The organism is Martelella radicis (assembly GCF_014196625.1).
In the GTDB taxonomy this organism is placed as follows: domain Bacteria; phylum Pseudomonadota; class Alphaproteobacteria; order Rhizobiales; family Rhizobiaceae; genus Martelella; species Martelella radicis.
Map to the genome: position 1 here is coordinate 1 of NZ_JACIDZ010000025.1, position 24,477 is coordinate 24,477.

The following is a 24,477-nucleotide window of genomic DNA, read 5'->3' on the forward strand; positions in this document are numbered from 1 at the left end:
TCGCGCTCGGTGCCGAGGATCGACAGCGCCTTAAGTTCGCCGGCATCGATCAATCCCTGAGCCTCGGGAAGCTGGACGACGCCGACATCGATCGCACCGGACGCCAGCAATTGCAGGGCCGGAGCCGCGCCTTCTGTCGGCACCCAGAAGGCCCTGTTGCCGTCAAGCTCGTTCACCAGTGTGACATAGGCGAGATGATTGACGCCGCCCTGATTTGCGCCGCCGGCACGGATTTTCGAGGCATCCTCTTCGATCGCCGCCGTGAGCTGATCCATACTTCCGAACGGACCATCGGCTCTGACAACCACGGCCGAAGGATCGGCATTGTAGAGGCCGATCGGCGTGAAGTCCTGATAGGTCAGATCGGATGTGCCGAGCCAGTGGAACATCGAGAGTTCCGTGGTGATGATGCCGAGCGTGTAGCCATCGGGGTCGGCATCGGCAATCGCCTTGTGGCCGATGACGCTGCCGCCTCCGGTGCGGTTGACGACATTGATCGGCTGGCCCAGCTCTTCTTCCATCAGCGTAGCCAGGATCCGCCCGGTGGCATCCGTTCCGCCGCCCGCGCCCCAGGGCACGATCAGCGTGATCGGCCGTTCCGGGTATTCGGCGCACGCTGCCGAAATACCGCCGACAACGATCACGGTCGTCGCCAGAAGCGTCTTCAGAATATTCATTGAATTCTCCTCCCAATCTTCCTTTTGGGTTCCGAAAAGAGCCGACGAGGCCCTGCGGTCCAGAATCCCTCTTTGTTTGACGCGGGCAGGAAAGCCGCTGCCCTTTGCGGTCAGAAACGGCCCCGCCGCTTCGCAGTGACGTTGAACGTCAGATCAAACCTCCCTGTAACAATACCGCATAACGGAACGCTGTACCGCGAAATAATGCTCTCACCGGAGACTAAGTCTGTCAACCGAAATCCCAAAAAAAAGAATAGCGTTCCGAATAGCGGGATTTACGGTGCAGTGAAGATCGGTTATGGTGTCTCTCGATAAATTCGTTTCAAAACTTACCTTGAGTCTGAAACGATTTAGATGTTCCGTATAGCAGGATTGAATTCCTTATTATGGCAAGCAGGTTCATGGAACGTTTTTGGGGGTAATAATGAAAGACGATCAGACAGCACGGGGAAAAACCAGAGGCGACGAGGGGTTGAAGTCGCTGTCGAAGGTGGTGCGCATCCTGGAGTGCTTTTCGGTCAACGACCGTGCATTGTCGCTTGCGACGATATGCCAGCGGACTGGGTTTCCCAAGAGCACCACGCACAGGCTGGTGGCTTCCATGCGGGAGGTCGGGTTCCTGGATCAGGACAGGGAGCGTGACAGCTATCGCCTGGGGCTCCGGCTGTTCGAGTTCGGCGATATCGTGCTCGCCAATCTCGATGTGCGCCGGGAAGCCCGGCCGATGATGGAATCTCTTCAGCACATGACCGGCCAGACCGTTCATCTGGCTGTTTTCGACGGGATGCAGGCCGTTGTCATCCACCGTGTGGGTGCCGGAAACGAAAGCCATACCAAAGCGGGCATGATCGAGAACGCGCCGGTGCATTGCACGAGCATCGGCAAGGCGATCCTCGCTTTTCAGACGGAAGACGCCGTCGAGCGGGTGATTGCGGCGGGCCTGTCGCGCTATACCGACCAGACAATGACCGATCCCGATGATCTGCGAAGGGCTCTGGCCGAAATTCGCGAGAAGGGTTATGCCGTGGACAATGAGGAGCATCAGCCAGGACTGCGATGTCTCGGCGCTCCGATCCACGATCAGAACGGCCGCGTATTCGCCGGCATCAGCGTCAACGGCCCGGCCTGGCAGATTCCCGAAAACGAAATCCCGGATCTGGCCAAGATCGTCGTCTATCAGGCGCGCGTGATCTCCCAGCGCCTTGGTTGGCACGACTGAGCGTCCGGCCGGTTCTCCGGGCCTTGCAGTTCGGCGGCTCGGGAGATCAGGGGCTCGTCGGCATCGGAAAATAGCGCCCTGTCGTCACCCGTCGCGGCCGCTCTCAATACGGAGGGTCTCAGGTCTGGTGCGCCCGGTACTTATGCCATCGCTTGCGCATCGGATGATAGACGGCGATGCTTGCGCCAGCCAATGCCGTCCTTGTGCCCCAATCGAGCGCAAGGCTTTTGCAGAAAACCCCGGTGTTTCCGGACTGTTCAACGACAAGGGCACCGGGCCTGTTCGATGGCGTTGCGCCAATGCTTGCGTCGCCTCAGGCGGTCAAGGCTGGCTTCCCCCGGCATGAATGTGAGCGCGGCCTTGTGTGCGAGGTCACGGGCATCCTCGTCCGCAAAAAGCCCGGTTGCGATGCCGGCCACAAGGCCGGCGCCATAGCCGCTCAATGCATTGAGCGAGGGGACATTCACTTCTGCACCCAGAAGGTCGGCCTGCAACTGCATCAGAAATCCGTTTGCCGCCGCGCCACCGTCGGCGAGCAAGCCGGTGATCTCGACACCGAGATCCGCTGCCATGGCGTCAGCGACATCGCAGACCTGCATGGCGATTGCTTCAAGCGTCGCCAGGGCAATGTGGGCGGGTCTTGTCGAGAGCGACAGGCCGGAGATCGTCCCTCGTGCGCTCGCATCCCAATATGGCGCGCCAAGGCCCGCGAGCGCAGGAATGAAGGCTACGCCGTTCGCGTCCCCGACGGTTTGAGCAAGCGTGGACAATTCAGCAGGACCGTCGAGCCCGAGCATGGTGCTGGCAAAGGCTGCGGCCTGGCCGGAGACGGTAATGTTGCCTTCAAGCGCATAGAGCGTTTCTCCGCCGCGTCGCCAGGCGACCGTTGTGGAGAGACCGTTTTCGGAATGCAATGGTGCCTCGGTCAGCGTCATCATCGAGGTGCCGGTGCCATAGGTCGCCTTGATGACGCCCGGCTGGCGCGCGCCGTGGGCAAAAAGTGCGGCGTGGCTGTCGCCAATCATGGCGCGGATGGGGATGGCGGCAGGCAGAACCAGCCCCCCTTGTGTCTCGCCGAAATTGTCGTCGCTATCGCAGATTTCGGCGAGAAGAGCTGACGGGACATCGAACAGACTGCAAAGCTCCGGGCTCCATTTGCCGGCCGAGATATCGAAAAGCTGGGTTCGCGATGCGTTTGATGCGTCGGTCTTGAAGCTCTGGCCGCCTGTCAGCCTGTAGAGAAGGTAGGTGTCGACGGTGCCTGCGCATAGCCGGCCTTCGGCGGCGGCCTTTCGCGCGCCTTGTTCGTTGTCGAGCAACCAGCCGATCTTGGCGGCCGGAAACAGCGGGTCGAGGCTGAGCCCGGTGATATTTCGGACAAGGCGCTCATTTTCAGCGGTGCGCAGCGGTGCAAGCCGTTCCTCCGAACGCCTGCACTGCCAGATGATGCAGGGGCCGATGGGGTTGCCGGTTTTCCTGTCCCAGACGAGAACGGATTCTCGCTGGTTGGAGATTCCGATGGCGGCGATGGCGACATCACCGGCCGCATCAAGGCAAGCGGCGATGGCGGTCTCCACGCTTTTCCAGATGGCGTCCCCGGTGGTTTCCGCCCAACCGGATCGCGGATAGGTGACCTCAAGGCCAGCCGATCCGGTTGCGGTGATCGTGCCCTCCTCATTGATCAGCAGCACTTTCGTGTTGGTCGTGCCCTGATCAATTGAAAGGATATGCCCGGTCATTTTCCGTGTCCCGCCTCAAGCACGCCGCGAACGGAGGCTGCAATGCCATCCGCCGTCAGGTTGAAATGCGAATAGAGGAACGAGATGGAACCTGTCGGAGCGAATTCCGGGAAGCCCATGATCCTGAGCCGGGCCGGTCGATGCTCGGCGATGACCTCGGCCACCGCTCCGCCAAGACCACCGCGGACAGAGCCTTCCTCGACGGTGACGATCGCGCCTGTTTCGGCGGCGGAGACGATGGCGTCGATATCGAGCGGGGCGATGGAGGACATGTTGATCACGCGGGCATCGATTCCCTCATCGACAAGGCGTTCGGCCGCCTGCAAGGCGCGGTGCACCATGACGCCATTGGCAATGATCGCCGCGTCCTGGCCTGGTTTCAGCGTCTCCGCGGCCCCCAGGCGGAATTTCGCGCCCTCGGGCCTTGCGAGTTCGGGAACCGGGAAGCGGCTGATCCGCAGATAGAAAGGGCCCTCAAGGCTTGCCGCAAGTTTGACCGCCTCCGCTGTTTCCCACGGATCCGAGGGGACGATGATCCTGAGGTTCGGCAAAGCGCGCAGCCAGGCCATATCTTCGATCGAATGATGGGTCGGGCCCAGTTCGCCATAGGCGATGCCCGAGGACTGCCCGACGAGCTTGACGTTGGTGTTGGTGTAGCAGACATCGGCCTTGATCTGCTCGAGCGCGCGGGCCGTCAGGAAGCAACCGGCGGCGCTGACGAAGGGAACCCTGCCGCCATTGGCAAGACCGGCGCCGACGCCGACCATGTTCTGCTCTGCAATGCCGACATTGACCAGGCGCTCGGGCCAACGCTTCTGGAAGCCGCCAAGCTTTGACGAGCCGACGCTGTCGTTGACGACTGAAACGATGGAGGCGTTCTCCTCGGCCAGCGCTTCCAGCGTCGAGGCGAACGCGACGCGGCAGTCAAACAGCTTTTCCTCTTTCTCAGCCAGCGCGCTCATCGCTCAATTCTCCTATTGCCTGGTCATACTGGTTCCTGTTCAGGACGCCGTGGTGCCAGTGCACCTCGTCTTCCATGAAGGAAACGCCCTTGCCCTTGATGGTGTGGGCAATGATGCAGCGGGGCTTTCCCGCCGAGGGGGCGGCGAGGTGCTCAAGAAGGGCTGCATGATCATGCCCGTCGCATTCGCGCACTTCCCAGCCAAAGGCGCGCCACTTGTCGGCCAGCGGTTCAAGCGTGTTGGTCTCTTCCACCCTGGCGCCCTGTTGCAGCCGGTTGCGGTCGATGATCAGGGTGAGGTTGTCGAGCCTGCGATGGCCGGCCAACATGCCGGCTTCCCAGTTGCTGCCCTCCTGCTGCTCGCCATCGCCCGTGACAACGAAGACACGGCGGTCGGAGCCATCCAGCCTGGCGGCGATCGCCATGCCGACGGCGACGGGCATGCCATGGCCGAGCGGGCCGGTATTGGTTTCGACGCCGGGCAGGTAATTGCGGTTCGGGTGGCCGTTCAACCGGGAGAGCGGCCCCATATAGGTCGACAGTTCCGCGTGCGGAAAATAACCCGCCTCGGCCAGAGCCGCGTAGAATGCGCCGGTGCAGTGGCCCTTGCTCATGACGAAGCGGTCGCGCTCCGGCGCATCGGGTTCCTTAGGGTCATAGCGCATCACGCCGAAGAACAGCGTCGCCAGAATATCGGTGACGGACATGTCGCCGCCGGGATGTCCGAGTTGCGCCTCGAATGCCATCGAAAGGGCATTGCGGCGGATATGCGTCGCCTTTTCTCGAAGAAAGGTCACGATCTCCTTCGGATCAGATGACAGGCCGGCCCTTGTGATGCCGGCGGGCAGGGTAACGGTACTCATTCGTCTGGCCTCATGTGAACGTGTTGGTCGGCGGACAGAGCGCTTCGCTTTCGCCGCCGTGGCGGTAAAGCGGCCATTTCAGATAACGGGTGATGGCTTCCTCGACGACGTCGCCGTGATGGCCGCGGACCATGGCGACGTGGTGCTCGAAGCCGTTGCGGACGATGAAGCCCATGAGCGCACGCAGCTTCTTCACGGAGGTCACCGCGATGCCGCCATCCATGGGGAAGGGGTCGTCGGTAAAGTCGCCTTCGCCGGCATAGGCCTTGAGCGTCCCGGCGGTATCGTCGGAGGACAGGCGGAAATAGGTCATCGGACCGGCCTTCACCTTGCCCTTGACCGCGCCGAAGCACTTTTCCTTGCCGATCACGGTGCCCAGAACATCGAGCTCGGAGATCTCCGGCTCCGCGCCGATGAAGCTTCTCGGAAAATTGCCGCAATGCGTACAGACGCATTTGTCCGCCTCGCGGGCATAGTTGTTGTTCCAGTCGAGAATGGCGGCCGGTGCGCCCGAGGCCAGCGACAGGGCGTACATCGAGATTGCCCCCATCACATCAACCTCGCAGGCGCTTGGCATCAGTTTTTCGCTCAGCATCGACATGGATACGCATGTCGCGCAGCCGAAATTGTCCTGCAGCGAGCGCCAGCACTGAATGGCGCTGGCATCGCATTCGTTTTCCGCGATCCAGCGATCGACGGTGACGCCCCATTTGGCCTGGCGCACCAGCTTCTCGCGACCGATATGCGCGGGGATGTGGCCGTACTGGGTAATCGCTTCGACCTTGGCTGCGACCTCGCTGTCGCTGTCGGCGAGCTTTCCGGCTCGGTCGATCAGCTCGGACAGGTCGACGGTGACGACCGTGATGCCGCTTTTCTGCAGCAGCTTCTCCGAATAGCGCATCGTCTGGAACGAGCCGGTGCGGGCGCCGATGGAGCCTATACGCGCGTTCTTAAGCCCGCGTACGGTGCGACAGACGCGGGCAAAACGTTCGAGGTCCGCGCCAAATTCATCACCGTCGACATCGGAGGTATGGGTGGTCGTGTCGGTGAAATCGATGCCGTACTGATAAAAATTGTTGGAAACCGAGATCTTGCCGCAGAAAGCGTCACGGCGGGAATGGACATCGACCTTGTCGACCTCGTCATTGGAGGCCTGCAACAGAACCGGGACATTCAGCCCGGCGCCTGCAAGGGTTTCTGCGATGGCGATTTCATCGCCGAAATTCGGCAGCAGAACCACGATGCCGTCGATGTCGTCGCGATGTTCCTTGAAAAAGCGCGCGCACAAGGCGGCATCCTCGCGCGATTGCACGGCGCCGTTTTCCGTTGCGTCGAACGGGAGAATGCGATGGTCGATATCAAGCCGTGAGAGCTGTTCGATCACCTGTTTGCGGCTTTCCACCGCCGGAGCGCCATTGAAGAACTGGCGGCTGCCGACCACGATTCCGAATGTGATCTTCTTCTGGAAATGATGCACTGAGCCTCCTCCCGGCGATGCGGCAATCATTATTGATTTTCGAATTTTCTCGAATATTTGTGTTTTTAATCACTTTGTCAATCTAGAATTTCTGTTTTTCTTTGATGCTTCTGCGCTTCTAAGGTATGGATTGAGTTGCGGGGCTGCTCGGCGTATCGCGAAGGTAGCCGCAGATGCTTGGGTTCCGCAGACACGGTGGCTGTTGTCCGCGATCGTCGACTGAAAGGGATAGGGAAATGGCAAGAAGTAGCGCCAGAAGGTCTTCGGCTGCTGAAGTTGCAAGTGGCGACAGGAAGGCTCTGCTGGCCGAGCCGCGACGGCTGAAGATCATGGAATGGCTGAAAGAAGAGGGGAGTGCCAGGGTCCGCGATCTGTCCGTCGCCTTCGAAGTCTCGGAGGCGACCATACGCCAGGATCTGGAGCGGCTGGAGAATGAGGGGCATATCGTCAGGGAGCATGGCGGTGCTTACCTCAAGACAATGCCGCAGCAGGTTCAGACGCTTTCGCTGCAACACCATGACCACATGACCGAAAAGGCAGCGATCGGCCGGGTCGCCGCCGGGCTTGTGTCGGATGGCGAGACGCTTATTCTGGATGCCGGGTCAACGACGACCGCGACGGCTCAAAATCTCATAAATCACAAGAACTTGACGGTTATTACCAATGCGCTCAACATTGCGCTCATGCTGGGTAGCGTGCCGGGTTTCACCGTGCATATGCCGGGCGGCCAGTTCAAGGCGCCGACCCTGTCGCTGAGCGGCGACAAATCGGTCGAATATTTCCGAGACATATTCGCCAACAAGCTGTTCCTGGCGACCGCCGGCGTCGGGATCGAGGCGGGACTGACCTATCCGAGCTTCGCAGACCTGCAGCTGAAAGAGGCCATGATCCGTGCGGCCTCGCATGTTTACCTCGTTGCCGATTCTTCCAAGATCAACCGAGCGTCTTTCACGCGCCTTGGTGCACTCGACATGATTCATTCCTTCGTGACGGATGCGGGTATCAGCGACAAGGATGCCCAGGCGCTCGAGCGCCACGGCATCGAAATCATCATCGCCTGACGCTGTTGTTGCCGAATCCCTTCTTGCTGCACGTCCCTGACCGGGCGTGCTTTCCCGCTATCTCGACATTTGGTCTGCGGGATCCGTCGCGATCGCCAAAAAAACAAAAGAAATTGGAGGTAAACAAAAAAATATTGACACTTATCGAAAGTTCGCCATGATAATCGTCATTAATCGAAAGTAGTGAAGCCCTGGGAGGAGAACATGGCGAAACTGACTATGCGTAAGGCGCTTATGGCCGGCGTGGCCCTGGCGGGTATGGGAGCTGCCGCTGCACAGGCGCAGGAGCAGAAGCTCACCATCTGGACCATTGCCTATACATCGAATGCGCAGGTGCAGGCTCTGAAGGACGCCGCGACCGGCTTTGAGGAGAGCCATCCGGGTGTCGATGTCGAGATCGTTCAGCGCGGCATCGACGAGCACAAGACGGCGCTTCGCGTTGCCGCAGGCGCATCCACCGGCCCCGACATCTATATGAGCTGGGCGGGCCTCGGCCTGGGCGGCGAATATGTTGCTGCTGGTTTGAGTGCCGACATTTCGAAATATTACGATGAATACGGCTGGGCCGACCGCCTCTCGGCTCCCTCCGTTGCCTTTGCCGGCCAGTTTGGCGAGGGCATGCATGGTATTCCTTTCCGTTTCTCCGGCGAGGCGATCTATTACAACAAGGCGCTTTTCGAGGAAGCGGGCATCGAAAGCGAGCCGCAGACCTATGACGAACTCGTGGCGGCCGCCGGCAAGCTGGCGGATGCGGGCATCCCGGCCTTCACCTTCGGCGGAACGGTCAACTGGCATCTGATGCGCCTGATGGACAATCTTCTCGAAACCGAATGCGGTGCCGAGACCCATGACGCACTGATGGCGATGGAGCTCAACTGGACGGAAACGGCCTGTGCGACAGACGCCTTCGCGGAAATGCAGATGTGGGCTGAGAACTATATCCTGTCGCCGTTCATGGGGATCGACCAGGCGCAGTCCTTCAACCTTTATGTCGCCGGACGCGCGGCCATGATGCTTGAAGGCGACTGGCTGGTAAATCAGCTGAACGAGGTCACCGATGTCAACGAGTTCGGGGTCTTTCCGTTCCCCACAGGCACCGAGCGGCTCTATGGCTTTGCCGAGTATTTCTACATCTCGACCAAGGCCGATGATCCGGACCTGGCTGCCGAATTCTTCGAATATTTCACCTCTGACGAATACCAGGACAAGATCAAGGGAACGTTCGGCGCGATCTCGGTGAACACGAATGTCGATCTCGACGAGAACGCCCTGCCGCTTGAAAACGAGTGGTATGAGATCTTTGCCAATGCCAAGGGCACTTTCGTGAATGGTGACCAGGCCTTCCCGCTGGATGTCACCACCGAATATTTCCGTGTCATCAACGATGTGGCGTCCGGCAATCTCGCGCCGGCCGAGGCCGCCGGAGAAATGCAGACCTTCATCGACAATCGCGGCTGACGTCCTCCTGCCGTTTGCGAAGGCTGGCCGGACCCTCTTGGGCCCGGCCGCCATCGGTCCATGCCGGTGGCCCGCCCGGCCGGTGACCATTCCGAGGATGTGGAATCATGAATCTGAAGCACACGCTGCACGATCACCGTTATCAGGCCTTTGTCCTGCTGGGGCCTGCCCTGATCATCTACGCGGTTTTCGCGATCTATCCGATGATCGATGTGATCATCCTGAGCTTCCAGCGCTGGAACGGGCTTGACCCGAACCGCGAATGGGTCGGGCTTGCCAATTACAAGCATATCTTCACGCGCGACCCGGTGTTCTGGGTTGCCTTCCGCAACACCGTGATCTGGACCGTCCTGTCCGTGATCTTTCCGCCGATGATCGGATTGCTGCTGGCCCTTGGCCTGAACCAGAAGATTTTCGCGCGCGGAAGCCTGCGTGCGCTCTATTACCTTCCTGTCATCATCGCGCCGATTGCCGTCGCCACCATGTGGCGCTGGATGTACGACCCGTTCTTCGGCCTGTTCAATCAGCTTCTCACCGCGTGGGGCCTTGACGGGCTGATCCAGGATTGGCTGGGTGACCGCGACATCGCGCTCTATTCGGTTTTCGTCGCCTATGTCTGGCAGTCCGTGGGCTTTTCCATGGTTCTGTTTCTCGCCGGTCTGCAGGGTGTCTCGAAATCGCTTGTCGAGGCTGCCCTGATTGATGGTGCCAGCCGCTGGCAGGTTTTCCGTTATGTCACGCTGCCGGCGCTTCAGGCGACCATGACGATCGTGCTCGTCCTCTCGCTGATCAACTCGCTCAAGGCGTTCGACATCATCTACGGCATGACCGGCGGCGGTCCGGCCCAATCCACACAGATGCTGGCGCTATGGGCCTTCACCCAGGCGATGCAGATCTTCGACTTCGGACGGGGCGGCGCCATTTCGGTCGTGCTTCTGGTGATTACGCTCGCCATCGTCGTGCCCTACATGAACTGGTCGCGCAAACGCGAGGAGGCCCACCAATGACCGCCGAAACGATTGCTGTCGGTCGCGAAAAGGAAGAGGCAAAGGCCACCATGCTGAAGCCTTCCCGTGACCCGGTTCTGATCGCCTTGTGGATCTGTCTGGTCGCCGTCGCCGCGATCTGGGTAGCGCCCTTCATCTTCATCCTGTTCACGTCCCTGAAGACATCGAAGGACGTGATGATGACGGGGGCGTTCAGCTTTCCCTCTTCTCTCGAGATCTCGAACTATGCGAATGCCTGGGGCCGGGGCAATTTCGCGACGACCTTCTTCAACAGCGTCATCATTTCGGTCATCAAGGTGCCGCTCGGTATCTTCTTCTCGGCGATGGCGGCCTATGCCATCTCGCGGATCGAAGTCGGCTTCAACAAACTGCTGCTGATGATCGTGCTGTTCGGCACCATGATCCCGTTTCAGGTGATGCTGGCGCCGCTGTTCACGCTGGTGAACCGGCTGGGCCTGATCGATACCTATGTCGGCGTCATCCTGCCCTATATCGCTTTCGGCGTGCCCTATCAGGTCTTCATCCTGCATGGCTTCTTCAAGTCCGTGCCGAAGGAGTTGAGCGAGGCCGCGCGCATTGACGGCGCGTCGCATTTCACCATTTTCCGGCGCATCTTCCTGCCGATCTCGATCCCGGCCTTGTCGGCGCTGTTCATTCTCGATTTCGTCAACACCTGGAACGAGTTCGCCATGGCGCTTGTCCTTCTGCAGGATCAGGGCATGTGGACCCTGCCACTCGGTCTGATGAGCTTCCAGGGGCAGTTTTCCAGCGATTACGGCCAGCTCAACGCGGCCATCGTCATGACGGTGCTGCCGGCCACCATCGTCTATCTGATTTTCCAGCGCTATTTCGTCTCCGGGCTGACATCCGGTGCGGTGAAGGGGTGAGGCTTCGCCGGCGCGCATGATAGCAATTCCACGCGAAGCGGAAACCGCTTCACCGTCCGGAATTGCGTGAAACAAGAAGAACGAGCCTTTTCGCGGTTCAGACAAGAAGCGGAAAAGGCTCCGGGAAAGAATTGAGGAGTACCATGCAGTTTCCATCCACCGTATCGAAATGGTCCGTATTCGAAGTCAGCCTGAAAGGCACCGAAACGGGCAATCCCTATCTCGATGTCGAGCTGTCCGGCCGCTTCAGCCAGGGAAACCGCGTGGTGACCGTGCCGGGCTTCTACGATGGCGATGGAACCTACAAGGTCCGTTTCATGCCGGACAATGAAGGCGCGTGGCGGTTCGAAACCGTCTCTTCGGATGGAGCACTTGACGGCAAGACGGGAGATTTCTCCGTCGGACCGGCGGATGCGGGCAATCATGGCCCCGTGCGGGTTGCCCATCGCTACCACTTCGCTCACGAAGACGGCACGCCGTATTTCCCGCTCGGCACCACCTGCTATGCCTGGACACATCAACCGCTGGACGAGCAGGAAAAGACGCTTGAGACACTCAGGCAGACGAAGTTCAACAAGATGCGCATGTGCGTCTTTCCGAAAGACTATCCCTATAACCACAACGAGCCGCTCCACGATGTCTACCTGCCGAAAGCAAACGGCGAGGGCCAGGATTGCGACCGCCCCAACTTCGAGGCCTTCCGGCATTTCGAAAATCAGGTGAAGGCGCTCGGCGACATGGGCATCCAGGCCGATATCATCATCTTCCACCCCTATGACCGTTGGGGCTATTGCATGATGAGCGAGGCCCAGGACTTCCGTTACCTGAAATATCTCGTCGCCCGGCTCGCGGCCCATCACAATGTCTGGTGGTCGCTTGCCAACGAGTACGACTTCCTCATCGACGTCAAACCGATGCAACGGTGGGACCGGTTCTTCCATATCATCGAGGAGAACGACCCCTACCGTCATCCGAAGTCGATCCACAACGGCGATCCGGACGCCAATTACGACCACCGCAAGCCGTGGGTCGATCATGTCTGCATCCAGAATTGGGACGTGAAACGCACGGTCGAGTGGCGTGACGATTTCGGCAAGCCGGTGGTCAATGACGAGCCGGAGTATGAAGGCAACCTGGTCCAGAGCTGGGGCAGCATCACGGCGGAAGAACTGGTGCACCGGTTCTGGATCACCGTCATGCGCGGCGGCTATGCCGGCCATGGCGAAACCTATGTGCAGCCCGATGATCGCCTGTGGTGGGCGAAGGGAGGCGTTCTTCATGGCGAGAGCTACAAGCGGATCGGCTTTCTGCTCGACCTCATCAAGGAGGATGTCACCACCGGCCTTACGCCGCTCGGCGCAACGCCGTTCGGTTTCCCGTGGAACCGCGTGTCCGGCGCCGGCGATGAGAATGTCACCTATGTCTATTTCGGCGAGCATCAGCCCGTCATCTGGTCTTCGGGTTTCCCGCAAGAAGACGGCGACTATGAAATCGACATTATCGACACATGGAACATGACTGTCACGCCGGCCAAAAAAGTGCCTGCGCCGGTGCCGCACCCGACCCGTCACGGATCAGTGGTGCGCGGCGGGGTGGCCGATGCCGCCTTTGGCGTGGAACTGCCCGGAAAACCCTATCTCGCCGTCCGCGTCAGGCCGCGCGGCAGAAAATCCGCCTAACAGGGAGCGTACGACATGGCTTCAGTTGAAATCAGGGACGTCCGGAAGTCCTACGGCGCCGTCGATGTCATCCACGGGGTGTCCGTTGATATAGCCCATGGCGAATTCGTCATTCTCGTCGGGCCGTCCGGTTGCGGCAAATCCACGCTTTTGCGGATGATCGCCGGACTGGAAACGATTACCGGCGGCGAGATCGCGATCGAGGGCAGGGTGGTCAACAATCTCCAGCCCAAGGCCCGCGACATTGCCATGGTGTTCCAGAACTACGCCCTCTATCCACAGATGACAGTGGCCCAGAACATGGGGTTCTCGCTGGAGCTGCAGGGTGCGAACAAGGACGAGATCAGGACCAAGGTCGGCGAGGCGGCTGCCATTCTCGGGCTGGAACCTCTGCTCGCGCGCAAGCCGGCTCAGCTTTCCGGCGGCCAGCGTCAGCGCGTCGCCATGGGTCGCGCGATCGTGCGGGACCCGAAGGTCTTTTTGTTCGACGAGCCGCTTTCCAACCTCGATGCCAAGCTGAGGGTGCAGATGCGCTCGGAAATCAAGGCGCTGCACCAGCGTCTGGGTTCCACCATCGTCTACGTGACGCACGACCAGATCGAGGCGATGACGATGGCCGACAAGATCGTGGTGCTGCAGGGCGGCTATATCGAACAGGTCGGCGCGCCGCTGGAGCTTTATGACAATCCGCGCAATATGTTCGTGGCGGGGTTTCTGGGCTCGCCGGCGATGAATTTCATCGAAGGTACGATCGCTACGGAGGGTGGTCCGGCGCTGCGTCTGCCCTCCGGCTTGCAGATCCCGCTGAGCCGGGCGCCTGCAGGCTGGAACGGCCGCAAGGTCGTCCTCGGGATTAGGCCAGAGGATATCGCGATCGGCGGCGCTGATGATGTCAGCGCGGAAGTCGAACTGATCGAGCCGACCGGTTCGGAAACGCATCTGAACGCCGGGCTCGACGGAAAGGAACTGGTTTGCGTTTTTCGCGAGCGTGTCGATCACAATCCGGGCGATACGATCAAGCTCTCCTTCGCCACGGATGCGGTGCATTTCTTCGATCCGGAAACGGAGCTTCGTCTCACTGAGGAACTGCCCCGGGAGGCGGCAGTAAGCATCATGTCGTAGATCAGTCGCGACTGGGGACTGGGATGGGCGCAGACGGTCTTTTCGAAGGGCAGAGCGTGGTTGTTGCACGAAACGACCTGCACAGGCTGTTGGGTAGCCTGTGTTGCTGACGGACCGCTGAGCGACCACACGCAGCACCCTTCTCAGGGCATCCATCCGGCACAGGAAAGGCTCTGCGCAGTTTTCGCGGGGTATCTCACCCGGGATGAGCGCTTCCAACGGGTTTCGGACGCCGCCTTGCCGGATCAGCCAATCCCGCCGAGGCAGAGATATTTGATCTCCAGATAGTCTTCGATCCCGTATTTCGATCCTTCGCGGCCAAGGCCGGACTGCTTCACGCCGCCGAAGGGGGCAACTTCGGTGGAGATCAGGCCGGTATTGACGCCGACCATGCCGGTTTCAAGCGCTTCGGCCACGCGGAAGACGCGGGCGAGGTCGCGAGCGTAGAAATAGCCGGCGAGCCCGAACTCGCTGTCATTGGCCATGGCGACGACCTCGTCCTCGCTCTCGAAGCGAATGAGTGGTGCCACGGGTCCGAAAGTTTCCTCATGCGCGACCTTCATCGTCTGCGTCACGCCGGTCATGACGGTCGGCTCGAAGAAGGTTGCGCCAAGATTTGAGCGGTTGCCGCCGGCAACGACCTTTGCACCCTTGGTGACGGCGTCGGCGATATGATCCTCGACCTTGGCCAGAGCCTGCGTGCTGATCAGCGGGCCGACACTGACGCCGTCCTCGAACCCGTCGCCGACCTTCAGGGCAAGCACCTTTGCCTTCAGCTTCTCGGCAAAGGCGTCATAGACGCCGGACTGGACATAGATGCGGTTGGCGCAGACGCAGGTCTGGCCGTTATTGCGGTATTTGGCGATCATCGCGCCCTCGACGGCGGCATCGAGATCGGCGTCGTCGAAGACGATGAACGGGGCGTTGCCGCCAAGCTCCAGCGACATCTTCTTGATCGTGTCGGCGCATTGCCGCATCAGGATGCGGCCGACGCGGGTCGAGCCGGTGAAGGTGATCTTGGCGATCTTCTCATTGGCGCAGAGTTCTGCGCCTGATGCTGCGGCATCGGCGCAGGGGATGACGTTGAAGACGCCGGCGGGGATGCCGGCGCGCTCGGCGAGCACCGCCATGGCAAGGGCCGAGAGCGGTGTGAGTTCGGCGGGGCGGGCGACGAAGGTGCAGCCGGCGGCAAGGGCAGGGGCGACCTTGCGGGCGATCATCGCATTGGGAAAGTTCCACGGCGTGATCGCGCCGACGACGCCGACCGGCTGCTTCATCACGATGATGCGCTTGTCGCGCTGGTGGCCAGGAATCGTATCGCCATAGACGCGCTTGGCCTCTTCGGCGAACCATTCGATGAAGCTTGCGCCATAGAGAATTTCACCGCGCGCTTCCGGTAAGGGCTTGCCCATCTCTGCCGTCAGGATGGTCGCCAGATCGTCGGCGTTCTCGACCATCAGGTCGTACCATCGGCGTAGATAGGCCGCACGTTCCTTGCCAGTCAGTGCCGCCCATGCGGGTTTTGCGGCATGGGCGGCGTCGATTGCGGCGCGGATATCATCGACGGAAAGATCGGTGACGGCGACGATCTTGTCGCCAGAGGCCGGATTGAAGACGTCGAAGGTTCTGTCGCCTTCGATCCAGGCGCCGTTGACATAAGCGCGGTGCTCGAGAAGGGACGGGTCTTTCAGCTTCATGCCTGCTTCTCCTTCACGGCGGCAATCGATGCCTCGAGAATGTCGATGCCTTCCGCCAGCACCTCGTCCTCGATCGTCAGCGGGGCGAGGAAGCGGATGACATTGCCGTAGACGCCGCAGGTCAGCAGGATGAGGCCGCGGCTCTGGGCTTCCAGCCGCACCGCATTGGTCATTTCCGGGTTCGGCGCGCCGTCTTCCGTCATGAACTCGGCAGCGACCATGAAGCCCGGTCCCCGGATCTCGGCGATCTCCGGCGTCGTCGCGCGGATCGCCTCAAGCCGCTGCTTGAGGTAGGAGCCGAGCCTGTTGGCGCGGTTCAGGAGGTCTTCTTCCGCGATCACATCGAGCACGGCGTTGGCGGCGGCAATCGACAGCGGGTTGCCGCCATAGGTACCGCCAAGCCCGCCGGGGCCGGCCGCATCCATCATCGTCGCCCGTCCCGTGACGGCGGCAAGCGGCAGGCCGCCGCCGATCCCCTTGGCGATCGTCGTCAGGTCGGCGGCGACATCATAGGCTTCCATGGCGAAGAGCTTGCCGGTGCGGCCGATGCCGGTCTGTACCTCATCGGCGATCATGACGATGCCGTGCGCGTCGCAGAGGGCGCGGATGGCGCGCATCAGTTCGGCGGGTGCCGGATAGAAGCCGCCTTCGCCCTGTACCGGCTCGATGATGATGGCGGCGACACGGGAGGGGTCGAGATCAGTCTTGAACAGGCTCTTCAGCGCCTTCTGACTGTCTTCGGCCGACGTCTCATGCAGTTCGGCAGGATAGGGGATGTGGTAGACATCCGGCATCATCGGCCCGAAGCCGGTCTTGTAGGGCGCGACCTTGCCGGTCAGCGACAGGGTCATGAAGGTGCGGCCGTGAAAGCCGCCATTGAAAGCGATGACGGCGGAGCGGCCTGTGGCGGCACGCGCGACCTTGACCGCATTTTCAACCGCCTCGGCGCCGGTGGTGACGAACACGGTCTTCTTGTCGAAATCGCCCGGCACGGCGGCATTCAGCCGTTCGGCAAGACGGATATAGTGCTCGTAGGGGAGCACCTGATGGCAGGTATGGGTGAAGTGCTTCAACTGATCTTCCACCGCCGCCATGACCTTCGGGTGGCAATGGCCGGTATTGACCACGGCGATGCCGGCGGCAAAGTCGATATAGCGCCGGCCCTCGACGTCGAAGACCTCCGCATTCTTTGCCCGGTCCACATAAATCTGCGTTTGCATGCCGACGCCGCGCGAGATTGCCTTGTCCCGCCGTGTGGCGATGTCCGAATTCAACATAAGCTGCTCCTGTTCTTCCGGCGGTTCCTGCCGCCGTCCTTGTGGGAAGAAGCGTATGTGGCTTTCGATCGGCAAAAAAGTCTGTTTCTTGATAAGCAGAAGATATTGATTTAATTGATACTGAGACGGAAATGATGAGGATTTGAAGCATGCTCAGCGCATCGCATGACGATATCGAGCTTGGACGGACGTTAAGAGCCGTGCGCGAACGGGCCAAGCTTTCGCAGCGGGCGCTGGCGAAGAACGCGAATGTATCGAGCTCGACGATCTCGCTGATCGAATCCGGCAGGCTCAACCCTTCTGTCGGTTCGCTGAAACGGATTCTCGAGGGCATTCCGATCGGACTTTCGGAGTTCTTCGCCTTCACGCCGGAAGCCGAGAAGCAGGTGTTCTATGCCGCCGAGGAACTGACGGAGATCGGCAAGGAGCGGCTGTCGCTGAAGCAGGTGGGCAATTCCATCGGCCGCGCCATGATGATCCTGAAGGAGACCTACAGACCGGGCGCCGATACGGGCCGGGTGATGTATCGCCACGAAGGCGAAGAGGGCGGGATCGTGATTTCAGGACGGGTTGAGATCACCGTTGGCGATCAGCGCAAGATCCTGGGCCCCGGCGACGCCTATTATTTCGATAGCCGCGAGCCGCATCGTTTTCGTCAGGTGGGGCCACAGGACTGCGTCATCGTCTCCGCCAGCACGCCGCCGACCTTTTGAGCGTGGTTGTTAATTCGGAATATGGAAGGCCTGCCGGAAATAGGAGCGAAAGGCGGCCATGGCCGGCGTGAACTCGGCATTCCTGCGCCAGGCAAGGCCGACATCCATGGAGGGGATCGGATCGCGCAGATTGATCGTCTCGATGCGCCGGCCCTCAAGCGACCAGGGGCGATGCACCATGTCGGAGAGGATCGCCACGCCCTGGCCATTGGCCACCAGCGAGCGCACGGCCTCGATGGACGAGGTGCGCAGCGTGATCTTCGGCTGAAACGCCGTCCTGCTCCAGTATTTCAGCGAACTGTGCGAGGCCTCGTCGACCGTCAGCATGATGTAGCTTTCTTCAGACGTTTCCATCAGCCCGACCGATTCCGCACTCAAAAGCGGATGGCGCGCAGGAACCCAAAGACGCCGTTCGGAGCTCAGGAGTTTTTCCGTGGTCAGTTCGGTGTTGAGAATATTCGACGTCAGAAGAACCGCGATATCATAGCGGTTGGTGAGCAGGCCTTCCTCGATCGACTCGCGGTTCAACTCGAACAGCTTGATATCGAGGCCCGGAAAGCGTCGCCGCAGCCTTTCGATATGCAGCGGCAGGAAATAGCCGATGACGGTATAGCTGGTGGCAACCGTCAGCATGCCGGACAGGGCGTCGGTATAGCTGGTAAGCTGCGTCGCTTCCTCGACCTTCTGCAGGATTTCGTAGGCGTGGGAAAGGAACTGCCGTCCCGCGTCGGTCAGGCTCATGCCATGGGCGGTACGATCGAAGAGTGTGGCGCCGACGGTCTGTTCAAGCTCCTTGATCGCCGTGGTGATCGCCGATTGCGATATCGAAAGATGCACGGCGGATTGCGAGACCTGACCCAGTTCCGCCGTGGCCACGAAATAGCGGAGCTGTCTGAGATTGAGTGCCATTGCGCTGTTCCCTTCTGATTTTCAGAATATGTTTCTTCAGTTTTTTGGATAGCCAAGCCCGGCTTTCACGAATTGTCTTCTCGTTCCGCTCAAAATTCCGAATTTTATCGGTTTAGCAGGCGAAGCGACGATCATGATCAGGGTAAAGTCATTCGTTTTTTCAGATAATACAAAACAAGAAATAGAATTTTTCAAAGACATTTTTCCGTTCTAGCTTGTTTTTGACGAATTGATAGGCATTTGAGGACGGCGCACAAAATCAGGGCATGATCGCCCACGGGAAGCCGGCCTCTGGAAAATCAGGGAGTGCGATTTTGCAGCGCGAGGTTGTCGACATCAATTGCGATATGGGCGAGTCCTACGGTCGCTGGCAGATCGGGGATACCGATGACGCGAAGCTGATGGAGTTCATCACCTCCGCCAATATCGCCACTGGCTTTCACGCCAGTGATCCGAACCTGATGGATCAGACGGTGCGCATGGCCGTCGAACACGGCATCGGTGTCGGCGCGCATCCCGGCTATAACGACCTGCAGGGCTTTGGCCGCCGCAAGATCGACGGCACGGCGAAGGAACTGGTCAACGACATCATCTATCAGGTCGGTGCGCTACGCGAATTCACCCGCCGTCATGGCGGCATTCTCCAGCATGTGAAACCGCATGGCGCGCTCTACATGGAAATGGCGGTCAATGCCGAGCTTTCGCATCTGTTCGTCGACTACATGCGTACCGCCGCCCCCAATGTCAGCATTTTCTGCATGAGTGGATCGGTGACCGAGGAGATCGCCGTCGAGGCGGGCCTGCCGGTGATCCGCGAATTCTTCGCCGATCGCGAATACGGCGAGGACGGGCAGATCGTCTTCACCCGTTCCGTCGGTCATCTCGATCCCGAGACGCTTGCAGCCCGTGCGGTGCGCGCCTGCAAGCAGGGCAAGGTGACGGCGGTGACGGGCCGCGATGTCGACATTCCCTTTGAATCGATCTGTTTTCATTCCGATACGCCCGGCGCGCTTGCCATCGCTAAGGCGCTGCGCGAGGCGCTGATCGCCGCCGGCATCCGCATTTCCCCCGTCTCAGAAATCATAAATGAAAAAATCCGGAGAACAGCATGAGCAAGCTCGAAATCAAGTCGCCTCTGCCGGGCACTTTCTACCGCAAGCCCTCTCCCGACGCGGCTCCCTTCAAGGAAGACGGCGCCAGCGTCACCGAGAAGGAGACGATCGGGCTGATCGAGGTGATGAAGACGTTTCACGAGATCCCGGCCGGCGTTTCCGGCTCCAGCATCACCTTCCTCGTCGATGACGCCGAACCCGTCATGGCCGGTCAGGTGCTGGCAGAGGTCGAGGCATGACCATTCGCTCGATCCTCATCGCCAATCGCGGGGAAATTGCCGTGCGCATCATTCGCGCGGCAAAGGCCCTCGGCATCAGGACGGTGCAGGTTCATTCCGCCGCCGATGCCGACATGCTGGCCGTGAAGCTCGCCGATGAAGCCGTGAATATCGGTCCGCCATCTGCCGCCAAATCCTATCTGAATATTGAGAGGATCATCGAGGCGGCGAAGAGCGCCGGTGTGGATGCCGTCCATCCGGGCTATGGCTTTCTCTCCGAAAATGCCGGATTTGCCCGCGCCGTCACCGACGCCGGGATGATCTTCATCGGCCCGTCTGCCGATGCGATCAGCCTCTTGGGCGACAAGGTTGCAGCCCGCAGCGTTGCCGCAAAGGCCGGTGTTCCAACCGTGCCGGGCTCCGACGGCCGCATCGAGGACATGGCCGTGGCCCGCGACATCATCGCTGAAACGGGATTTCCGGCCATGATCAAGGCCGCCGCCGGCGGCGGCGGGCGCGGCATCCGTATCGTCGACACGATGGAGGATTTCGAGCGCCAGTTCCCGCTGGCCGCGGCGGAAGCCAAGGCGGCCTTCGGCGATGGCGGTCTCTATATCGAAAAGGTCATCACCAAGGCGCGCCATGTCGAGGTGCAGATCCTCGGCGATGGCGAAAACGCCGTCCATTGCTATGAGCGCGAATGCTCGCTGCAGCGCCGCCGCCAGAAGGTCTGGGAGGAAGCGCCCTCCTGCCGCCTGCCGGCAGATGTGCGCACGGCGCTGTGTGAAAGCGCTGTCGCGCTTGCGAAATCGGTCGGCTACAAGGGCGCCGGCACGGTGGAATACCTCTACGACGAGGACGCCGGTGAATTCTACTTCATCGAGGTCAACACCCGCATCCAGGTCGAACATCCGGTCACGGAAATGGTCACCGGCATCGATCTCGTGCAGGAGATGATCCGCGTTGCCGGCGGCGAAAAGCTCTCGGTCACGCAGGATGATATCGCCCTTTCCGGCCACGCCATCGAGTGCCGCATCAATGCCGAAGACCCGGCAAAGGGGTTCATGCCCGGACCCGGCACGGTGGCGAAGCTCGTCGTGCCGGAGGGCGAGGGCATCCGCTTCGATACCTTCCTCTACGAAGGCTACACGGTGCCGCCCTTCTACGATTCGCTGCTCGGCAAGCTGATCGTGCATGCCGAAAGCCGCGCGGCCTGCCTCAAAAAGCTGGAGGCGGCGCTGTCCGGACTTCACATCGAAGGGCTTGCGACCACCATTCCGCTTCACCTTGCCCTTTGCCGCGATGAAGCCGTTGCCGAGGGCGCTTTCCACACCCGCTTTCTCGAGCCTTGGCTCGAAACGCACTTCAACCCTCAAACCCCGGCCAAAGTCCATGAGGAGGCCTCGTCATGAAGCTGCGCTATTCCTTCGGAGGTGACGAACACCTCTTTGTCGAATGCAGCGAGGAAATGTCGCTGGAGGCGTTTTTCCATACGCTGTCAATCACCAACAGGGTCCGCGACGCGAAGATCAGGGGCGTCACAGAGATCTGCCCGGCCAATGCGTCCTTCCAGATCAAGTTCGACCCGGACATCATCCATCCGGATGACATGCTGAAGGAAGTCCAGGCGATCGAGCTTGCCGACCAGAAGTCGGAGCCGGTGATCAAGACACGGATCATCGAAATTCCGGTCTATTACAACGACCCGTGGACGCATGAAACGCTGATGCGTTTCCGTGAGCGCCATCAGGATCCGGAAAGCACCGATCTCGAATATGCCGCACGGATCAACGACTACAAATCCGTCGCCGATTTCATCGACGCCCATTCCGGCGCGCCGTGGATCGTCACCATGGTCGGCTTCGTTTCGGGCCTGCCGTTCATGTACCAGATGGTCGAGCGCCAGCGTCAGATCGAGGTGCCGAAATATCTGCGCCCCCGTACCGACACGCCGAAGCTGACTGTCGGCTATGGCGGCTGCTTCTCCTGCATCTATTCCGTGCGCGGGGCTGGCGGCTACCAGATGTTCGGCATCACGCCGATGCCGATCTACGACCCGACCCAGACGACCAGCTATTTGAAGGACTTCATGGTGTTCTTCAAGCCGGGCGACATCGTCAAGTTCAAGCCGATCGACCGCGAGACCTATGACGCCGAGGTGAAGGCGGTGGAAGAGGGCACCTTCGCCCCGCCGATCCGAGAGGTCTCCTTCGACCTCAACGAATTCAACAAGGACATTGACGGCTACAATGCCAAGCTGGAGGGCATTCTCAATGACCATTAAGGTTCTCCATCCCGGTCTTGCCACCACCGTTCAGGATCTCGGCCGTCCCGGCTACTATCACCTCGGCATTCCCGAAGGCGGCGCCATGGATCGCCTGGCGCTGATCGCCGGCAATCATCTCGTCGGCAATGACGAGGGGGCGGCGGGTCTGGAAGCCGTGTTCATGGGCCCGGCGCTTGAATTTACCGAGGATGCCGTGATCGCGGTCACCGGCGCCGAAATGCCGGTGCTGATCGATGAGGAAGAAATGCCGGGCTGGACCGCGCTTTCGATCAAGGCCGGGCAGAAGCTCTCCTTCGGCTTCCTCAAGACCGGCGCGCGCATCTACATCACTGTCGCCGGCGGCATCGATGTGCCGATGGCGCTCGGCAGCCGCTCGACCTATCCGATCGGCGCGCTCGGCGGCGTCGAGGGCAGGGCGATTACAGCGGGTGACGAGCTTCCCGTCGGCACGCCTGCCAAAAAGGCGGAGATCGGCAAGGAGATCCCCGAGGCGCTGCGCCGCAAGCCCGGAACGCCCGCCGAACTCAGGGTTCTTCCCGGTCTCTACGATCACCGCATGACGGACGCATCGCTGGAGCACTTCTTCTCCGACGAATGGAAGGTGGCGCCGGAGGCAGACCGCATGGGCTACCGCTTCCGCGGCGGCCATCCGATCGAATTCGTGCCGCGTGAACAGCCATTCGGCGCTGGATCCGATCCGTCAAATATCGTCGATGCCTGCTACCCCTATGGCTCGGTGCAGGTGCCGGGCGGCTCGGAGCCGATCGTGCTTCATCGCGATGCCGTCTCCGGCGGCGGCTATTTCATGGTCGGTACGGTGATTTCGGCCGACATGGACCTGATCGGTCAGCTTCAGCCCCACACGCCAACCCGTTTCGTCAAGGTGGACATGGACGCCGCCTTGGCCGCCCGGAAGGACCGGGCCGCCCTTATCGAAAAAATCCGGGCGCTTTTTTGAGAAGACAAAACGAACGCTGCTTTTGACAACCACGAAGGGGAACTTCAATGAAAGCACATTCAATTCTGAAAATCGCCATTTCGGCACTGGCCGTCTCCGCTGCATCGCCGGTGCTGGCCGATACCTGGTACCCCTATGAGGCCGTGGAAATCACGCCGGCCTTTTCCGCCGACGGCACGGCCTCCGATATCAGCTACACACCGCTGGAAAAGGCCGATGAGGCCTACAATATCTGCGTTTCCTTTCCGCATATGAAGGATGCCTACTGGCTTGGCGTGGATTATGGCGTGGTCGAACAGGCCAAGGACCTCGGCGTCAAGCTGAACGTGGTTGAAGCCGGCGGCTATACCGAGCTTGCCAAGCAGATCTCGCAGATCGAAGACTGCGTTGCCGGCGGCGCGGATGCCGTCGTCATCGGCGCGATTTCCTATGACGGGCTGAACAGCCTGGTCTCGGAAGTGGCTTCCAAGGGCGTGCCAGTCATCGATCTGGTCAACGGCATGTCGTCTTCCGACATTACCGCCAAGTCGCTCGTTTCCTTCTACACGATGGGTTTCGAGACCGGAAAATACCTCGCCGAGAAGCATCCCGCAGGCGGCGAACCGGCCATTGTCGGCTGGTTCCCGGGCCCGGCAGGTGCCGGCTGGGTGGAAGCGGCCAATGACGGCTTCATGAAGGCGGTCGAAGGCTCGGCGCTCACCGTACTGGAACCGAAATATGGCGACACCGGCAAGGAAGCGCAGCTGAAGCTGGTGGAAGACGTGCTGCAGGCCGAGCCTGACGTCGCTTATATCGCCGGCACGGCCGTGACCGCCGAAGCCGCCCAGGGCCTGATCCGTGAGCGTGGCCTGAAGGACAAGGTCGGTCTTCTCGCCTTCTACATGACGCCCGGCGTCTATGAGGGCATCAAGCGCGGCTTCATCGAGGCTGCTCCTGCGGATTCCATGGTGATCCAGGGCCGTATCGCCGTCGATCAGGCGGTTCGCGCGCTCGAAGGCAAGGAACTCGTGAAGCATGTCGGCCCGAAGATCTTTGTCGTCGACGGCGACAATATCGACAGCGTGCCGCAGACCGACATTCTGCCGCCGAACGGTTTCCGTCCGGTCTTCTCGGTCGATTGATATCCGCAACAGATGAAGCAATCCGCATCGCCAGA

General features: G+C 60.5%; 22 protein-coding genes. 14 read left to right on the top strand and 8 right to left on the bottom strand.

Going from position 1 to position 24,477, the window contains the following annotated elements; all coding sequences use genetic code 11:
• The coding region (locus tag GGR30_RS22175; protein ID WP_183491281.1) for a tripartite tricarboxylate transporter substrate binding protein at nucleotides 1–677 on the bottom strand (677 nt) is incomplete at its 3' end.
• Between the two features lie 424 nt (nucleotides 678–1,101).
• Between GGR30_RS22175 and GGR30_RS22180 the strand changes: the two genes are divergently transcribed.
• A complete protein-coding gene (locus GGR30_RS22180) occupies nucleotides 1,102–1,896 on the top strand; it encodes an IclR family transcriptional regulator (RefSeq protein WP_183491283.1) in 795 nt (264 codons plus the stop codon).
• Between the two features lie 257 nt (nucleotides 1,897–2,153).
• Here GGR30_RS22180 and GGR30_RS22185 read toward each other — a convergent pair whose 3' ends face one another.
• The 4 genes from GGR30_RS22185 to GGR30_RS23720 are packed head-to-tail and all read right to left on the bottom strand — an operon-like array spanning nucleotide 2,154 to nucleotide 6,936.
• Nucleotides 2,154–3,635, bottom strand: a complete 1,482-nt coding sequence (locus GGR30_RS22185) for an FGGY family carbohydrate kinase (protein ID WP_183491285.1) — start codon at nucleotides 3,633–3,635, stop codon at nucleotides 2,154–2,156.
• On the bottom strand, nucleotides 3,632–4,597 hold the full coding sequence (locus GGR30_RS22190) for a transketolase family protein (RefSeq protein WP_183491287.1): 966 nt from the start codon (nucleotides 4,595–4,597) through the stop codon (nucleotides 3,632–3,634). The genes GGR30_RS22185 and GGR30_RS22190 overlap by 4 nt, the downstream gene beginning before the upstream one ends.
• Nucleotides 4,581–5,459 (bottom strand): transketolase, encoded by an 879-nt coding sequence (locus GGR30_RS22195; RefSeq protein WP_183491289.1) that lies wholly within the window; start codon nucleotides 5,457–5,459, stop codon nucleotides 4,581–4,583. Before GGR30_RS22195 ends, GGR30_RS22190 begins: the two co-directional genes overlap by 17 nt.
• Before the next feature lie 10 nt (nucleotides 5,460–5,469).
• Nucleotides 5,470–6,936, bottom strand: coding sequence for an L-fucose/L-arabinose isomerase family protein (locus GGR30_RS23720; RefSeq protein ID WP_343066535.1), 1,467 nt, complete (start codon nucleotides 6,934–6,936; stop codon nucleotides 5,470–5,472).
• Nucleotides 6,937–7,172: 236 nt separating this feature from the next.
• Between GGR30_RS23720 and GGR30_RS22205 the strand changes: the two genes are divergently transcribed.
• From GGR30_RS22205 to GGR30_RS22230, 6 genes are all read left to right on the top strand, one after another.
• Nucleotides 7,173–7,997, top strand: a complete 825-nt coding sequence (locus GGR30_RS22205) for a DeoR/GlpR family DNA-binding transcription regulator (RefSeq protein WP_183491293.1) — start codon at nucleotides 7,173–7,175, stop codon at nucleotides 7,995–7,997.
• Nucleotides 7,998–8,201: 204 nt separating this feature from the next.
• Nucleotides 8,202–9,455, top strand: coding sequence for an ABC transporter substrate-binding protein (locus GGR30_RS22210; RefSeq protein WP_183491295.1), 1,254 nt, complete (start codon nucleotides 8,202–8,204; stop codon nucleotides 9,453–9,455).
• Between the two features lie 107 nt (nucleotides 9,456–9,562).
• Nucleotides 9,563–10,462, top strand: a complete 900-nt coding sequence (locus GGR30_RS22215) for a carbohydrate ABC transporter permease (RefSeq protein ID WP_183491297.1) — start codon at nucleotides 9,563–9,565, stop codon at nucleotides 10,460–10,462.
• A 50-nt stretch (nucleotides 10,463–10,512) separates the two neighbouring features.
• Nucleotides 10,513–11,349, top strand: coding sequence for a carbohydrate ABC transporter permease (locus GGR30_RS22220; RefSeq protein ID WP_246414123.1), 837 nt, complete (start codon nucleotides 10,513–10,515; stop codon nucleotides 11,347–11,349).
• A 143-nt stretch (nucleotides 11,350–11,492) separates the two neighbouring features.
• The gene (locus GGR30_RS22225; protein ID WP_183491301.1) at nucleotides 11,493–13,028 is read left to right on the top strand and encodes a DUF5060 domain-containing protein; all 1,536 of its coding nucleotides are present in this window, start codon (nucleotides 11,493–11,495) and stop codon (nucleotides 13,026–13,028) included.
• Between the two features lie 15 nt (nucleotides 13,029–13,043).
• Entirely contained in the window at nucleotides 13,044–14,150 is a 1,107-nt protein-coding gene (locus GGR30_RS22230) for an ABC transporter ATP-binding protein (RefSeq protein ID WP_183491302.1), read from the top strand.
• A 245-nt stretch (nucleotides 14,151–14,395) separates the two neighbouring features.
• Here the strand turns inward: GGR30_RS22230 and GGR30_RS22235 are convergent, their stop codons facing one another.
• Complete coding sequence (locus GGR30_RS22235) at nucleotides 14,396–15,847, bottom strand: NAD-dependent succinate-semialdehyde dehydrogenase (protein ID WP_183491304.1); 1,452 nt, start codon at nucleotides 15,845–15,847, stop codon at nucleotides 14,396–14,398.
• On the bottom strand, nucleotides 15,844–17,124 hold the full coding sequence (locus GGR30_RS22240; protein WP_183491306.1) for a 4-aminobutyrate--2-oxoglutarate transaminase: 1,281 nt from the start codon (nucleotides 17,122–17,124) through the stop codon (nucleotides 15,844–15,846). Before GGR30_RS22240 ends, GGR30_RS22235 begins: the two co-directional genes overlap by 4 nt.
• Before the next feature lie 149 nt (nucleotides 17,125–17,273).
• Between GGR30_RS22240 and GGR30_RS22245 the strand changes: the two genes are divergently transcribed.
• Nucleotides 17,274–17,837, top strand: a complete 564-nt coding sequence (locus GGR30_RS22245; protein ID WP_183491308.1) for a cupin domain-containing protein — start codon at nucleotides 17,274–17,276, stop codon at nucleotides 17,835–17,837.
• A 9-nt stretch (nucleotides 17,838–17,846) separates the two neighbouring features.
• Here the strand turns inward: GGR30_RS22245 and GGR30_RS22250 are convergent, their stop codons facing one another.
• On the bottom strand, nucleotides 17,847–18,746 hold the full coding sequence (locus tag GGR30_RS22250; RefSeq protein WP_183491310.1) for a LysR family transcriptional regulator: 900 nt from the start codon (nucleotides 18,744–18,746) through the stop codon (nucleotides 17,847–17,849).
• A 314-nt stretch (nucleotides 18,747–19,060) separates the two neighbouring features.
• Here GGR30_RS22250 and GGR30_RS22255 point away from each other — a divergent pair, with 314 nt between their 5' ends.
• Genes GGR30_RS22255 through torT form a run of 6 tightly spaced genes read left to right on the top strand, consistent with a single transcriptional unit; the run spans nucleotide 19,061 to nucleotide 24,442 of the window.
• On the top strand, nucleotides 19,061–19,858 hold the full coding sequence (locus GGR30_RS22255) for a 5-oxoprolinase subunit PxpA (RefSeq protein ID WP_246414119.1): 798 nt from the start codon (nucleotides 19,061–19,063) through the stop codon (nucleotides 19,856–19,858).
• On the top strand, nucleotides 19,855–20,097 hold the full coding sequence (locus GGR30_RS22260; protein ID WP_183491314.1) for an acetyl-CoA carboxylase: 243 nt from the start codon (nucleotides 19,855–19,857) through the stop codon (nucleotides 20,095–20,097). Before GGR30_RS22255 ends, GGR30_RS22260 begins: the two co-directional genes overlap by 4 nt.
• On the top strand, nucleotides 20,094–21,488 hold the full coding sequence (locus GGR30_RS22265; RefSeq protein WP_183491316.1) for an acetyl-CoA carboxylase biotin carboxylase subunit: 1,395 nt from the start codon (nucleotides 20,094–20,096) through the stop codon (nucleotides 21,486–21,488). Before GGR30_RS22260 ends, GGR30_RS22265 begins: the two co-directional genes overlap by 4 nt.
• On the top strand, nucleotides 21,485–22,360 hold the full coding sequence (locus GGR30_RS22270; protein WP_183491318.1) for a 5-oxoprolinase subunit B family protein: 876 nt from the start codon (nucleotides 21,485–21,487) through the stop codon (nucleotides 22,358–22,360). Before GGR30_RS22265 ends, GGR30_RS22270 begins: the two co-directional genes overlap by 4 nt.
• On the top strand, nucleotides 22,350–23,321 hold the full coding sequence (locus tag GGR30_RS22275) for a 5-oxoprolinase subunit C family protein (protein ID WP_183491320.1): 972 nt from the start codon (nucleotides 22,350–22,352) through the stop codon (nucleotides 23,319–23,321). Before GGR30_RS22270 ends, GGR30_RS22275 begins: the two co-directional genes overlap by 11 nt.
• Nucleotides 23,322–23,368: 47 nt before the next feature.
• Nucleotides 23,369–24,442, top strand: a complete 1,074-nt coding sequence (gene torT, locus GGR30_RS22280; protein WP_183491322.1) for a TMAO reductase system periplasmic protein TorT — start codon at nucleotides 23,369–23,371, stop codon at nucleotides 24,440–24,442.
• The last annotated feature ends 35 nt before the right edge of the window (nucleotides 24,443–24,477 follow it).